The 12,847-nt window shown below is 73.9% G+C and carries 9 protein-coding genes and 2 pseudogenes; 3 read left to right on the top strand and 8 right to left on the bottom strand.

The window, feature by feature from the left end; genetic code table 11:
* Positions 1–10: 10 nt before the first annotated feature.
* The 4 genes from BMY61_RS07765 to BMY61_RS07750 form a co-directional block, all read right to left on the bottom strand.
* A complete protein-coding gene (locus BMY61_RS07765; protein WP_052439156.1) occupies positions 11–553 on the bottom strand; it encodes a tetratricopeptide repeat protein in 543 nt (180 codons plus the stop codon).
* 110 nt (positions 554–663) lie between these two features.
* Positions 664–1,470, bottom strand: coding sequence for an LAETG motif-containing sortase-dependent surface protein (locus BMY61_RS46000; protein WP_042454613.1), 807 nt, complete (start codon positions 1,468–1,470; stop codon positions 664–666).
* Between the two features lie 236 nt (positions 1,471–1,706).
* Positions 1,707–2,675: an NAD(P)H-quinone oxidoreductase gene (locus BMY61_RS07755; protein ID WP_042454611.1), complete on the bottom strand. Its 969-nt coding sequence runs from the start codon at positions 2,673–2,675 to the stop codon at positions 1,707–1,709.
* 137 nt (positions 2,676–2,812) lie between these two features.
* Complete coding sequence (locus tag BMY61_RS07750) at positions 2,813–4,048, bottom strand: hypothetical protein (protein WP_143094216.1); 1,236 nt, start codon at positions 4,046–4,048, stop codon at positions 2,813–2,815.
* A gap of 215 nt (positions 4,049–4,263) precedes the next feature.
* Here BMY61_RS07750 and BMY61_RS07745 point away from each other — a divergent pair, with 215 nt between their 5' ends.
* The 3 genes and pseudogenes from BMY61_RS07745 (at position 4,264) to BMY61_RS07735 (ending at position 7,874) form a co-directional block, all read left to right on the top strand.
* Positions 4,264–5,937: an LCP family protein gene (locus BMY61_RS07745; RefSeq protein ID WP_174514551.1), complete on the top strand. Its 1,674-nt coding sequence runs from the start codon at positions 4,264–4,266 to the stop codon at positions 5,935–5,937.
* A 166-nt stretch (positions 5,938–6,103) separates the two neighbouring features.
* Positions 6,104–6,388 (top strand): annotated as a pseudogene (locus BMY61_RS47470) (ArsR/SmtB family transcription factor); the annotation flags it as partial.
* 373 nt (positions 6,389–6,761) lie between these two features.
* Entirely contained in the window at positions 6,762–7,874 is a 1,113-nt protein-coding gene (locus tag BMY61_RS07735) for a glycosyltransferase family 39 protein (RefSeq protein WP_042460476.1), read from the top strand.
* 42 nt (positions 7,875–7,916) lie between these two features.
* Here the strand turns inward: BMY61_RS07735 and BMY61_RS07730 are convergent, their stop codons facing one another.
* From BMY61_RS07730 to BMY61_RS07715, 4 genes and pseudogenes are all read right to left on the bottom strand, one after another.
* A complete protein-coding gene (locus BMY61_RS07730) occupies positions 7,917–8,996 on the bottom strand; it encodes a potassium channel family protein (protein ID WP_082015675.1) in 1,080 nt (359 codons plus the stop codon).
* Entirely contained in the window at positions 8,987–10,552 is a 1,566-nt protein-coding gene (locus tag BMY61_RS07725) for a molybdopterin molybdotransferase MoeA (RefSeq protein WP_082015676.1), read from the bottom strand. The genes BMY61_RS07730 and BMY61_RS07725 overlap by 10 nt, the downstream gene beginning before the upstream one ends.
* A pseudogene (locus BMY61_RS07720) lies at positions 10,549–11,469 on the bottom strand (NTP transferase domain-containing protein). Before BMY61_RS07720 ends, BMY61_RS07725 begins: the two are co-directional and overlap by 4 nt.
* An 84-nt stretch (positions 11,470–11,553) precedes the next feature.
* Positions 11,554–12,705, bottom strand: coding sequence for an acyl-CoA dehydrogenase family protein (locus BMY61_RS07715; RefSeq protein ID WP_042460434.1), 1,152 nt, complete (start codon positions 12,703–12,705; stop codon positions 11,554–11,556).
* Between the last annotated feature and the right edge of the window lie 142 nt (positions 12,706–12,847).

Here is a 12,847-nt window from a genome sequence, read left to right as displayed (position 1 = left end):
GTCGACCGGATCAGGATTCCGGGGACCAGGCCGCCTCCACGACCCGGGCCGCGCGGGCGGCCTCCGTCTCGTCGACCAGGCGCAGTGCCGTTCTGGTGGCCTCGGTCAACGAGGGGTCGTCCGCCGCGAGTTGCTCGCGGAGGGCCCGTTCCAGCAGCGAGCGGGCCTCCTTGGTCCGGCCCTGGTCGAGACGCTGCTTGCCCAGGTGCTGGAAGCAGAAGTAGAGCATCCCGGGCGCGACGGCCTCGGCGAGCTTGAGCGCCTGCTGGTAGTGCGGCTCCGCGGCCTCGAACTCGCCGCCGTAGCGCCACGCGTCCCCGAGATTGATGTGGACCGCGACGGACAGCTTCTCGTCCGCCAGCGCCAACGCCTGTGTCAGCACCCGCAGGGCCTCCTCCCGCCGCCCGAGCACCAGCAGTCCGACGCCTGCCTTGCGCAAACCCCTCGGCTCGTCCGCCGGTCCGTCGAGCAGTGCCGCGACCTCCCGTTCCAGCGCCTCCCGGTCGGTGGTCACCATCCGCCCGGCCTCGTCCAGAGCGATGAGCTCCTCCACGCCGTCCCCTCGTTCTCGCGTCGTCCGGTCCGTGTGACAGCAGGCTAGGGCCCGACGACGGACCGGCCCGCACCCGCCGTGCGGGTGCGGGCCGGTCGGGCGCATCGGGCTCAGCTGTGCTGACCGCCACGACGGCGGCGGGTGACGACCAGCGCGCCCGCGCCGAGCGCGATGAGCGCGGCCGCGGCACCGGCTATCGGGCCGGTGTTGGAGCCGCCACCGGTCTCGGCCAGCTTCGAGCTCGGGCTCGCCGAGGGAACGGCGGCCGGGGCCGAGGTGGAGGCCGCGGCCGACGGCGTCGCGGAGGCGCTCGGCGTGCCCTTGCCCGCCGCGACCACCTTGAACATCGCCGCGGAGATCGAGATACCGCTGTGGCAGCCGCTGAACTGGGTCGGCACGCCCTGGGTGGCGCGACCGGCCACGGACGGACCGACGTTGGCGCCGGCGCTCGTGGCGACCAGGACGTACGTCCCGGCGGGGGTGCCCTTGGGGACGCTGACCAGCAGCGGCGCCGCGTCGACGTTACCGGCGGCGAGGTGGTTGTCGCCCGGCGAGGCGATGTGGAAGCCGATCAGGCCCGCGCCGAGCGAGTACGGCATCGTGATCCACTTGCCGCCGTGCTCGGCCTGGATCTTCAGGGTGGTGCTCGGGCCACCGCGCTCGGAGCCCGCGGTGAGCAGCTCGGCGAAGGTGCTGAGCGCCTTGCCGGAGACGTTGGTGAAGGCGACGTGGCCGGAGAGCGGAGCGCCACCCGCGACGAGCGTCCGGCCGGCCAGGCCGGTGAGCTGCGCGGTGATCTGGCAGGAGCTGGCCTCGACGGTGCGGGGCGCGGCGGAGGCGAGGGGCGCGGCGCCGACCAGAGCGGCGCTCGCAAGGGCCGCGACGGCTGCGCCGGCGCGGAGGGAACGGATCTGCATGGGGGTGAGAACCCTCTCGGAAGCGGGCCCGGCGCCAACGCGCACGGCCCACGGGTCAGGTGTGACGCTTGGAGGTTAGCGACCGAACCGACCCCCGGCCAGAGCCGGGGCCACCTCTCGCCCCAGCTCTGACCAGGCATTTCACGCAGATTCAGACACACGACGACAACCGGACGCACCGGGTCCACCTGGACCTTACGGCCGTTCCGGCCGTTCCGGCCGTTCCGGTCACACGCTCAGACCCGCAGCAGGAGCTTGCCGATGTGGGTGCTGGACTCCATCAGCCGGTGCGCCTCCGCCGCCTCCGCGAGCGGGAAGGTGCGGTCGATGACGGGCTTGACCACACCGGACTCGATCAGCGGCCACACGTGCTCCCGCACGGAGGACACCACCGCCGCCTTCTCCTCCAACGGCCGGGCCCGCAGTGAGGTCGCCGCGACCGCGCCGCGCTTCGCCATCAGCTTGGCGATGTTCAGCTCCGCCTGGATACCGCCCTGCATACCGATGATGACAAGGCGTCCGTTGAGCGCCAGCGCGTCGATGTTCCGGTCCAGGTACTTCGCGCCCATCACGTCCAGGATCACGTCCGCGCCGCCCAGCGCGGCCAGCTCCGCGACGAAATCCTGCTCGCGGTAGTTGACCAGCACGTCCGCGCCCAGCTCGGCGCAGGCGGCGAGCTTCGTCGCCGAGCCCGCCGTCACCGCGACCTTGGCCCCGATCGCCTTGCCCAGCTGGATCGCCATGGTGCCGATGCCGCTCGACCCGCCGTGCACGAGCAGGGTCTCGCCCGGCCGCAGGTGGCAGACCTGGAAGACGTTGGACCACACCGTGCAGACGACCTCGGGCAGGCCCGCCGCCGTCACCAGGTCGACGCCCTTGGGAGCCGGGAGGAGTTGGCCGACCGGGACGGCGACCTTCTCGGCGTAGCCGCCGCCGGCCAGCAGCGCGCAGACCTCGTCGCCGACGGACCAGCCGACCACGCCCTCACCGAGGGCGGCGACGCGGCCGGAGCACTCCAGGCCGGGGTAGCGGGACGCGCCCGGCGGAGGGTCGTAGAAGCCCTGACGCTGCAGCACGTCGGCACGGTTGACGGCGGTGGCCGCCACCTCGACCAGCACCTCGCCGGGGCCGGGGACCGGGTCGGGGACCTCACGCAGCACCAGCGCGTCCGGTCCGCCCGGCGTCTCGATCGTGATCGCTCGCATGGGTCCGACGCTACCGCCCTCCGGGCGCGCGAACACGGCAGGTGCCGTCCGGCAGCGCGGCGCTGTCAGGAAAGGCCGCGCTCCTGGACAAGGAGCGCGGCCTTCGTTGTGAGGTGCGGGCGGCGTAGCCGCGGGGATCAGTGGGCGAGGTCGACGACCGCGTAGACGGCGCCGATGTTGGTGCCCTCGCCCGTGGACGGGTAGTCGATCGTCAGCCTGCTGGTGCCGTTGGCGAGCATGCCGTCCAGCAGGAAGCGGTGGTTGTCGTACCCGAGCGTGTTCGCGTAGTCGGGGTTGCGGTGCCACCTGTAGTTGCTGTCGTTCGGGTCGTTGTTGGCCAGCACCGAGTTCTGCACGTCGTCCGTCGGGCTGAGCGCGTCACCGAGGGCGAACGGCGAGCCCTTGTCCGGGATCACGTTCACGCGGTCGCCCCAGCCGCGGTCGCCGTCGTAGGTGATCTGGCCGAGCCGGAGACCGACGGTGCCGCTGTCCGGGGTGTGCAGGCCGGAGAGGGCGACGGAGACGGTCTTGCCGGAGCGGATGGCCTGGTGCTGGTAGCCGTCCCAGACCTGGAGGTGGCGCAGCGGCTTGTCGCAGTTCTCGTAGCCGACCACCAGCGACCAGCCGCCCCAGGAGTCCACCGCCAGCGCGGTGTCGACGTCGGCGACCTCGTAGGTGCCGTCGCCGCCGGCCTTGACCAGGTCCGTCACGTCGGCGGAGGTGCCGTAGCTGTGGTCGGGGTCGGTCGCGTCGAAGCCGATGGCGGTGTCCCGCTTGACGTTCACGTAGCCGTGCGTCTTCGGGGTCCTGAAGTAGACCTCGTCCACCTGGTCGATGGTCTTCTGCACGTTCACGTGCAGGTGCGGGATGACGATGCCGTAGGTGCCGCCCCAGTACAGCCGGGCGAACTTGACCTCGGAGTTGTGCGGCAGCTTGAACTCGGCCGAACTCGACGAGTAGACGGGGTCGCCGAGCGGGCCCTTGTGGCCGGGGCCGTCGATGTTGATGTACTGCATCCAGTAGTCGTTGTTGCGCCCCGCCCGGGTGCCGACGGTCGGCGGCACCTGCTGGCGGGCCGTCAGGCAGTCGGGGGCGTCGGCCTCGCGCTTGGGCTTCGTCGGGTCACAGGTGACGATCGAGTTGCCCACGCTCGTGATCGTGCCGTGGATGTCGGCGGACCAGCGGGTGCTGAACGGCACGTTGTGCTCGGTCGGGACGGCACGGTTGCCACCAGGGTTGCCGCGCGCGACCACCTCCGCGTCGGCGGAGGACGACACTGCGGCCAGGGGGGCGAGCAACGCCGACGCGGCGACCACGGCGAGCAGTCCACGGCGCCGCAGCGCCACGGGGAACCTGCGTGTCCTGCGGTACATGAAGGCCTCTCAGACGTCCCGGACTTCTCAGTCGGATCCGACGGTTCGAGCTTCATCCGATCATGACCGTACGTGTACGGCTCGTCACGGTGAGCCATCCGGGCCGGGCGCAGGGAACAGGCGTACGCTTGCAGGATTGCGCAATCATGAAAGCTGATCGGCAGCTCCGATCACGAGTCCGATCACGAGTCCGATCACGACGGGGGACCGAGGACATGCACGATGAGACGGGCGGCTCCGACGAGTCCCTGGGGCGCAGACCGCGCTCGAGGGCGCGCCGTGTGCTGAAGATCCTCGCCCTGACGCTCTCCGTCCTCGTGCTGGTCGTCGCCGGACTGGGCACCTGGCTCTACAACCGCTTCAGCGGCAACCTGCACACCGTCCACCTGGGCGGCGACACCAACAAGAGCCTCGGCCGGGAGAAGCCCGACGCCTTCGGCCGGACCCCCATCGACATCCTGGTCATCGGCACCGACGCGCGGAACACGCAGGAGGACTGCAACCTCGGCGGTGACTGCAACCTCGGCGGTGGCTACGGCAACGCCGACGTCGAGATGCTCGTGCACGTCTCCGCCGACCGCTCCAACGCGACGGTGATGAGCATCCCGCGCGACACCATGACCAACGTCCCCGCCTGCACCGACCCGAACAACAGCAAGAACACCACCACCGGCTACTACGGCATGATCAACAGTGCCCTCGCCTACGGCGTGCAGTGCCAGATGGAGACCATCCACCAGCTGACCGGCATCCCGCTGACGCACTTCATGGAGGTCACCTTCTCCGGCGTGGTCAGCATGTCGGACGCGATCGGCGGCGTGAACGTCTGCGTCGACAACAACGTCTACGACACGTACTCGCACCTCAAGCTGGCCAAGGGCACCCACAACCTCAAGGGCGTCGCCGCGTTGCAGTTCGTCCGCTCCCGGCACGGCTTCGGCGACGGCGGCGACCTCGGCCGGCTGACCGCGCAGCACCTCTACCTGAGTTCGATGATGCGCTCCATGCGCAGCGCCGGAACGCTGACGGACCCGACCCGGCTCTTCGACCTGGCCGACTCCGCGACCAAGGCGCTGACGGTCGACAGCGGTCTGGGCAGCATCACCTCCCTGCTCGGGCTCGCCAACGACGTGGCGAAGGTGCCGACCGACCGGATCACCTTCACGACCATGCAGACCCAGACCGACCCGAACAACCCGGACCGCCTCGTCGTGGGCCCGGACGCGCAGGCACTCTTCGCGGCGATCGCCAACGACCAGTCGCTGACCAACCCCGGCGGCGGCTCGGTCTCCCCGTCCGCGTCCGCCTCCGCTTCGGCTTCCGCGTCGGCCTCAGCCTCCGCCACGTCCTCCGCCTCGGCCTCCCCGACGACCGTCGCCGCCGCCGCGACGAGCGCCGCCGCCGACTCCGCGAGCCCCGGGACGATCGACGTCCGGGTCGAGAACGCCAGCGGCACCCGCGGGCGCGCCAGCCAGCTCGCGGACGCCCTCACCGGCCAGGGGTTCGGCTCCGGCACGACCGCCGCCACGTCGCCGACGACAACCCCCACCACGCAACTGCGCTACTCGCCCGGCGACGTCGCGGCCGCCCGGACCGTCGCCGCCGCACTGGGCCTGCCGGACAGCGCGCTGAGCCCCTCGTCCGCCTCCCCCGGGGTCACCCTCGTCATCGGCGCGGACTGGCCCTCCGGGACCTCCTTCCCCGGCAGCACGGGCAAGCCCACGCCGGCCGACACCCAGCAGGCCCTCACCGGTGCCGACGCCCGCACCGCCGACACCTCCGGCTGCGCCCCGGTCAGCACGCAGGCGACCGTCGAGCTGAACGGCGTCCCGATGGACCCGATCCAGGCCTACGCCCAGGCCACCGACGTCCCCGACTCCGCGCCGTGAGCCCCGGACCCGGGCCCGGCACCAGTGGTCGGACAGGCCCTAGGCTGGTGGGGCGTGGCCCCGGCTGCGGGGAGAGCGAAGGAGAGCGCGGATGACGAGTGGCGCTGAGGTCCGGGCGGCCATCGGGGCCGTGATCGGAGCTGCCGCCGCGACCGCGCCGGACGGCATGCCCGCACCGGAGGTCATGGACCAGGCCGCCGCCGCGTTCGGGCTGCTGGCCTCGCCCACCCGGCTCCAGATCGTCTGGATCCTCGCCGGGGGCGAGTGCGACGTCACCGGCCTCGCCGAGCAGGTCGGCGGCTCGCTCCCGGCCGTCAGCCAACACCTGGCCAAACTGCGGCTGGCCGGACTGGTCCGCTCCCGCCGCGAGGGCCGGCGTCAGGTCTACCTCGTCGACGACCCCTACCTCGCCGCCGTCGTGCGGCTCATGGTCAGCCAGCTCTCCGCGCAGCGCGCGGACGGCGCCCACGGGACCACCGGCTCCGGCCTCGCCGCGGTCGGCGGCCCGCGCACCGCGGACGACGGGGCCGCTGAGCGGCTGGCCGCCGAAGGACTGGGCACTGAGGGACTGGGCGCCGAGGGACTGAGCACTGAGGGCTTGGCCGCTGAAAGACTCGCGCGTGGCCGCATCGTCTGACGCCCGCCACCCACGCACGAGCACGCCCCGCCTCCGGCCCTCCGACGACTCCTCGGCGCGGGAGCCCCACGCGGCCCGAGCCGCGGAGGCCCGCACGCACGCCGACGACGAGACGCGGCGGCGCGGGCCGCAGGCCGAGGCCGCCGGCCGGGCCGCCGAGTCGACCGCGGAGCGGCGCCCGCGGCGCCTGCGTGCGGCGGCCCTGGTGAGCCGGGCGCTGCCCGCGCTCGGGCTGTACGCCGCGGTGCGCGGGCTCGGCCTCGTCGTGCTGGCCGTCTGGGCGGGGGCGGAGGGCCGCAGCCCGCACCAGCTGCTGTCGGCCCGCTGGGACTCGCTCTGGTACACCGACATCGCCGCCCACGGCTACCACTGGGCCGGCTACCAGGCCACCACCCACACACGCGGCGCGGGCGCCCACTCCCACCTGGCCTTCTTCCCGCTGCTGCCGTGGCTGGAGCGGGGCCTGCACACCCTCACCGGCCTCTCCTACGCCGACGCGGGGCTCTTGGTCAGCGCGCTCGCCTCGCTCGCCGCCGCTCTCGGCGTCTTCGCCGTCGGCGAGCGGCTCGCGGGCCGCCGCGCGGCCACCGTGCTGGTGCTGCTGTGGGCGGCACTGCCGATCGGCGTGCTGCAGTCGATGGCGTACACCGAGTCCCTGTTCACCGCGCTCGCGGCCTGGTGCCTCTACGCCGTCCTGCGCGGGAACTGGCTCACGGCGGGGCTGCTCGCCGCGCTCGCGGGCATCACCCGGCCGAGCGCGGCCGCGGTGATCGCCGCCGTCTGGGTCGGCGCGGCGCTCGCGCTGTGGCGCCGCACCCCCGGCCGCGGCCGCGCCGTCCTCGGCGCACTGCTCGCGCCGGTGGGCCTGCTCGCCTACGCGGGCTGGGTCGGCGGCCTCTCCAGCTATCTCGACGTCCAGGCCCGCTGGGGCAACGGCTTCGACTTCGGCGCGGCCTACGCCCGCTTCGTCGGCCATCAGCTGGCGCACAGTCCCGGCGCCGGCATCGGGCTGCTGGTGTTCGTCGGCGTGGTCCTCTGGGCGCTGGTGGCCTGCGTCCGGCAGCGCCAACCCCTGCCGGTCCTGGCCTACACCGCCGTGATCGTGGCGCTGGCGCTGGGAGCACAGGCGTACTTCAACTCCAAGCCGCGCCTGCTGATGCCGGGCTTCCCGCTGCTGCTCCCGCCGGCCGCCTGGCTCGCGACACTGCGCATCCGGCGGGTGGCCGTGGCGATGACCGTGCTGGTGCTGGCCTCGGCCGCCTACGGCGCCGTCTGGCTCCTCGGACCTGGCCCGCCCTGAGGCACCGGAACAGTCCCTCTCCGGTGGCCTGTCCGGTGTGGCCTATCCGGTGTGGCCGGTCCGGTGGATCGCGATGATGCGGTCCTGCGCCTGCAGCGCCGCGGCCTCCGGATCGCCGAAGGCGAGACGGCGGCGGCCGCGGATCACGGCGACCACGAGGTCGCCGCAGTCGCGGGGCGAACGCCCCACCTCCGCGCGGGTGACCGGACGGTCGATCACGTCGAGGCCGTGACCGGCGGTGAGCAGGTCGTCCAGGACCGCCCCCGTGTTGGGGCTGAGCGTGGAGACGCCCAGCAGGCGCCCCACCGAGCTGGCGCTGGTGACGACGACGGTGGCACCGCTCTGCCGCAGCAGCGGGGCGTTCTCGTCCTCGCGCACCGCGGCCACCACCACGGCGGCCGGGTTCAGCTGCCGCACGGTCAGGGTGACCAGCACCGCCGTGTCGTCCCGCTGCGGCGCGACGACGACCTGCGCAGCCCGTTCCACCCCGGCGCGCCGCAGCACGTCCGTGCGGGTCGCGTCGCCGACGACACCGGCCAGGCCCTCGTCGGCGGCAGCGGCCTCGACGACGCGGCGCTGCGGGTCGACGACCACGATCGACGTCTTCGGCGTGCCCTTCTGCAGCAGGGTCTCCACGGCGTTGCGGCCCTTGGTGCCGTAGCCGACCACGACAACGTGCTGGTCCAACTCGCGCCTCCAGCGGTTGATGCGCCACAGCCTGCGGCCACGGGTGGTGAGCACCTCCAGCGTGGTGCCGACCAGGATGATCAGGAACAGCACCCGGAGCGGGGTGATGACCAGGATGTTCATCAGCCGGGCGCCATCGCTGACGGGCGTGATGTCGCCGTAGCCGGTGGTGGAGAGGGTCACCGTCGCGTAGTAGAGCGCGCCCAGCAGGTCGAGGTGGTCGTGGGCGCTGTCGTGGTAGCCGTCGCGGCCCAGCCAGACCAGCAGGGTGGTGACGGTGAGGACGAGCAGGGCCAGCACCAGCCGACGCCCGACCTGCCGCAGCGGCGAGCCACCGCTCTCCTGCTCGGGCAGGTGGATCTGCCGCAGCTCGGCGGCCGAGGCCGCGCGGGCGTCGCCGGAGTCGCCGGAGTCGCGGTGCGACCTCAGCCGCACGGCACGTCCAGCACCTCGACCGGCGCGCCCGCCGCCACGCCCCCGGGCGGCACCACGGCCAGCCCCTCGGCGAGCGCGAGCCCGCGCAGCATCGCCGGGCCGTCGTACCGCAGCGGCACGGCACCGCGCTCGGGCAGCGCGACCGGCACCAGCCGGGTGTGCCCGGGCTGTCCGGGGAACGCCACCCCGGCCGGCACCCGGTAGGGCTCCGCGGCCGGGGATCCGCCCAGCCCCCGCAGCAACGGCTCGGCGAGTGTGGCCGCGCCGACGGCGGCGGCGAACGGGTTGCCGGGCAACCCGACGAGGTGACGCGCGGCAGCGTTCGGTGCGGCCTCGTTCGCAGCGGCGCCGTTCGCCACGGCGCCCGCCTCGGCCGAGGGGAGCACTGCGAGGAGCATCGGGTGGCCCGGGCGGACGCGGACGCCGTCGACGAGGAGGGTCGCGCCGAGGTCGGCCAGGGCCGGATGCAGGAAGTCGGCCGGACCCGACGCGGTCGCGCCGGTGGTGACCACGACGTCCGCGCGGGAGGCGCGGAGCGCGGCGACGAGCGCGGCGCGGTCGTCGCCGACACGGCGCACGCCGGTGACGGTGGCGCCGTAGGCCGCGAGCCAGCCGGGCAGCATCGGGCCGAGCGCGTCCCGGATCCGCCCGTCCCGGGGCGGGCCCTCGGTCAGCAGCTCGTCGCCGAGGACCAGCAGCTCGACGGTGGGGCGGCGGTGCACGGTCAGCCGGTCGACCCCGGCGGCCGCGGCGAGGCCCAGCACTGCGGGGGTGACCAGCGTCCCGGCGGGGAGCAGCGCGTCTCCGCTGCGGCACTCCTGCCCGCGCGGGCGGATGTCGCGTCCGGGCGGCGGAACCGCGATCCCGGGTCGGCAGGCGAGCTCGGTCCCGTCGGCGCACACGACGCCGTCCTCGCGCCGCAGCACCGCCGTGGCACCGGACGGCAGGGGCGCGCCGGTGGCGATCCGCACGGCCTCACCGTCGCGCAGGGCGTCGGCGGCCGGTCGCCCGGCCAGCCCCTCGCCCTCGGCGGGCGTCCGCAACCGCCACGGCCCCGGTCCGGCGACGGACCAGCCGTCCATCGCGGAGGTGTCGAACGCGGGCAGGTGGGTGGCAGCGGCGAGCGGTGCGGCGAGGACTGCGCCGAGCGCCTCGGCCGCGTCCCGCTCCTGCGTCCCCAGCGGACGCGCCCCGGCGCGCGCCGCGACAGCCCGCGCCTGCGGCCAGCCGAGCTCCTGTGCGGGATGGGCCGGTGGCGGCACGGCCGGTTCACCGTCCCGACCGAGGCCCTCATCAAGATCACGAATTGCGCCACGTGACACATTTCGTGATCTTGAAGCCGAGGAGGCACCGCCGACCAGCCCGAACGCGTCGTCCAGCACCTGGTCGAACGACGGGTCGGGCCGCGGCCCGGGCGCGGACGCGGGCTCCTCCGACGCCGCCGCCTCGTAGTCGAAGGGCCGCTCCGGCTCGGGCACCGGTTCCGCGGTCGCCGCCCGCGGCAACAGGTACGGGTAGGCCGCCAGCAGATCGGTCTCGGCCTCCGGGCCCGTCATTCCGAGTGCTCCTCGGCGCGGTCCGCGGCCCAGCGCAACGCGAGCTGCGCGGCCTTGCGGTTCGCCTCCGCCACCGCCTCCGGACCACCCCCGGCCGCGGCATACCCCACCAGGAACGCCGTCAACGGCGCAGCCGGGCGGGCGACGCCGTGGGCGACGTCCCGGGTCATGTCGAGCAGCCCGTGGACATCGACCTCCAGGTCGATCCCGAGCTCGGTCTTGGCAGCGGCGATCCAGTCATCCAGCACGTCTCCATCGTCGCCGATGGGCGTGCCCCCGGCGCGCAGCAGGGTGGTATCGGGTGCGTGTCCGTTCCTTCACCCGGTCGGGGGCGCGGTGTGCGCGGCGCGCTCGCGGGCGCGTTCGACGTCCTCCCAGGTGTCGCAGTCCACGGCGGCACCCACCTCGTCGCGCAGCCGCACGGTGCGCAGCCCGCCCGTGACGGCACGCAGCCGGGCTCCGTGCGGCTGCGGCACCGCGGCGAGCGCGGCGCGGAGCGGAGCCGTCCGATAGGCGGCGGTGAGCAGCTGGTCGCGGCCGCCGGCGTCGACCAGGACCGCGGCGTCGAGCTCGGGATCGGCGGCGAGCGCCTCCAGCAGCCGGCGCACCGTCGCGCTGTCGAGAAACGGCAGGTCGGCGGCGAGCAGCAGGGTCACCTCGGCGGCGACCTCCCCCATCCCGGCGGCCAGCCCCGCGACCGGCCCGCCACCGGGAGGTTCCTCCCGCACCCACCGCACCGCGCGCCGCGTGGCCCGCTCGGGCCCCACGACGACGGTCACCTCCGCGTCGTCGCAGGCCGCGAGCACACGATCCAGCAGGCTCGTCCCGGCGACGAGCAGCGCGGGCTTGTCCTCCCCACCCAGCCGCGAGGCGGCTCCGCCGGCGAGGACGACGGCGTCGAATTCACGAGAGCTCATGCATGCACTATCCCGGGGGCGCGAGGAACCGCGCGACAAGCCACCGACGAGCGGATGGCCGTCAACGCCCCCGGACAGGGCGGCTCAAGGCAGCTGATGCTCGGCCAGCAGATCGCCCAGTGCCTGCTCGAACGCCGCTGCGGGCCCGAGCGTCAGCTCGAGGTGCTTGGCCCAGGCGTGGTAGCGGTGGAGCGGGTAGTCGAGGTCGGCGCCGATGCCGCCGTGCAGGTGCTGGGCCGTGGAGGCCACCGCGCGCACCCCCTCCGCGGACCAGATCTTCGCCGTGGCCAGGTCTGCTTCCAGCGGCATCCGGTCGGCCAGCTCCACCCCGTGCGCCACCCGCCAGGCGGCCTGCCACAGTGTCACCTCCATCGAGCGCAGGTCGATGTAGCGGTCGGCGGACTGCATGGCCACCGCCTGGAACGTCGCGATCGCGTGCCCGAACTGCTCGCGCTTCGAGGCGTAGTCCGAGGTCAGCCGCAGCACCGCCTCACCGAGGCCCAGGCACAGCGCCGCCACCCCCACGATCATCCGTGCCCGCACCGCCCGCCAGTTGGCGCCGTCCGGCGCCTGTGGCCCCAGCTGCCAGGAGGCGTCCACCACCGCGCCGTCGAAGAGCAGCCGTCCGGCGAGCTCACCGTGGGTGGAGACCTGGCGCTCCAGGGTCACGCCCTCACCGCGCGGGTCGACGAGCAGCAGCAGCGTCCCCTCGGGGCCGCGGGCCGGCACCAGCACCAGGTCCATCACCGGCGCCCAGGCGACACCCGTCTGCTCGCCGGTCAGCGTCCAGCCGCCGTCGACCGGGAGCGCCGTCACCGCCTCGTCGGCCGGCTCGTGGCCGGTGCGGCCGTGCGCGGCCACCCCGAGCAGCAGGCGACCGGCCACGACCTCCGGCAGCAGCCTGCGTCGCAGCTCCTCGGTGCCGAAGGCCTGGACCGCCAGCGCCGCGGCGCCGGTGTCCAGCAGCGGGACCCGGGCGAGGACCCGCGCGGACTCGCGCAGGACCAGACACCAGGCGATCTCGTCCAGCCCGGCGCCGCCGTACCCCTCGTCGAGCGCGATGCCGACCAGGTCGGACTTGCTCAGCCGCTGCCACAGCTCCCGGTCGATGTCCGGGGCCACCGGATCGATGCCGACGGCCGGGCTGGGCACGCCGCCGTCCGGTGCCACGTCCGCGAAGACGGCGCGGGCCGCCTCGGCAGCGGCCTGCTGCGCGTCGGTGAAGGTGAAGTCCACGGGGCGCCCCTTCCGGTGCTTCCATTGCGACATCTGCTGACGCGACGTCAGATTAGAACAAGTTCTAGATACACGGAAGGGTCGCGCACAGGCGGCGGACATCAGTACCGTGCTCAGGAATCGACAGAGCGGCGAGGCGGGC

Origin of the sequence: Streptacidiphilus jiangxiensis, assembly GCF_900109465.1 — a bacterium.
In the GTDB taxonomy this organism is placed as follows: Bacteria; Actinomycetota; Actinomycetes; order Streptomycetales; family Streptomycetaceae; genus Streptacidiphilus; species Streptacidiphilus jiangxiensis.
Note: the sequence above shows the minus strand (reverse complement) of the source record. Positions and strands in the feature narration are given on the sequence as shown.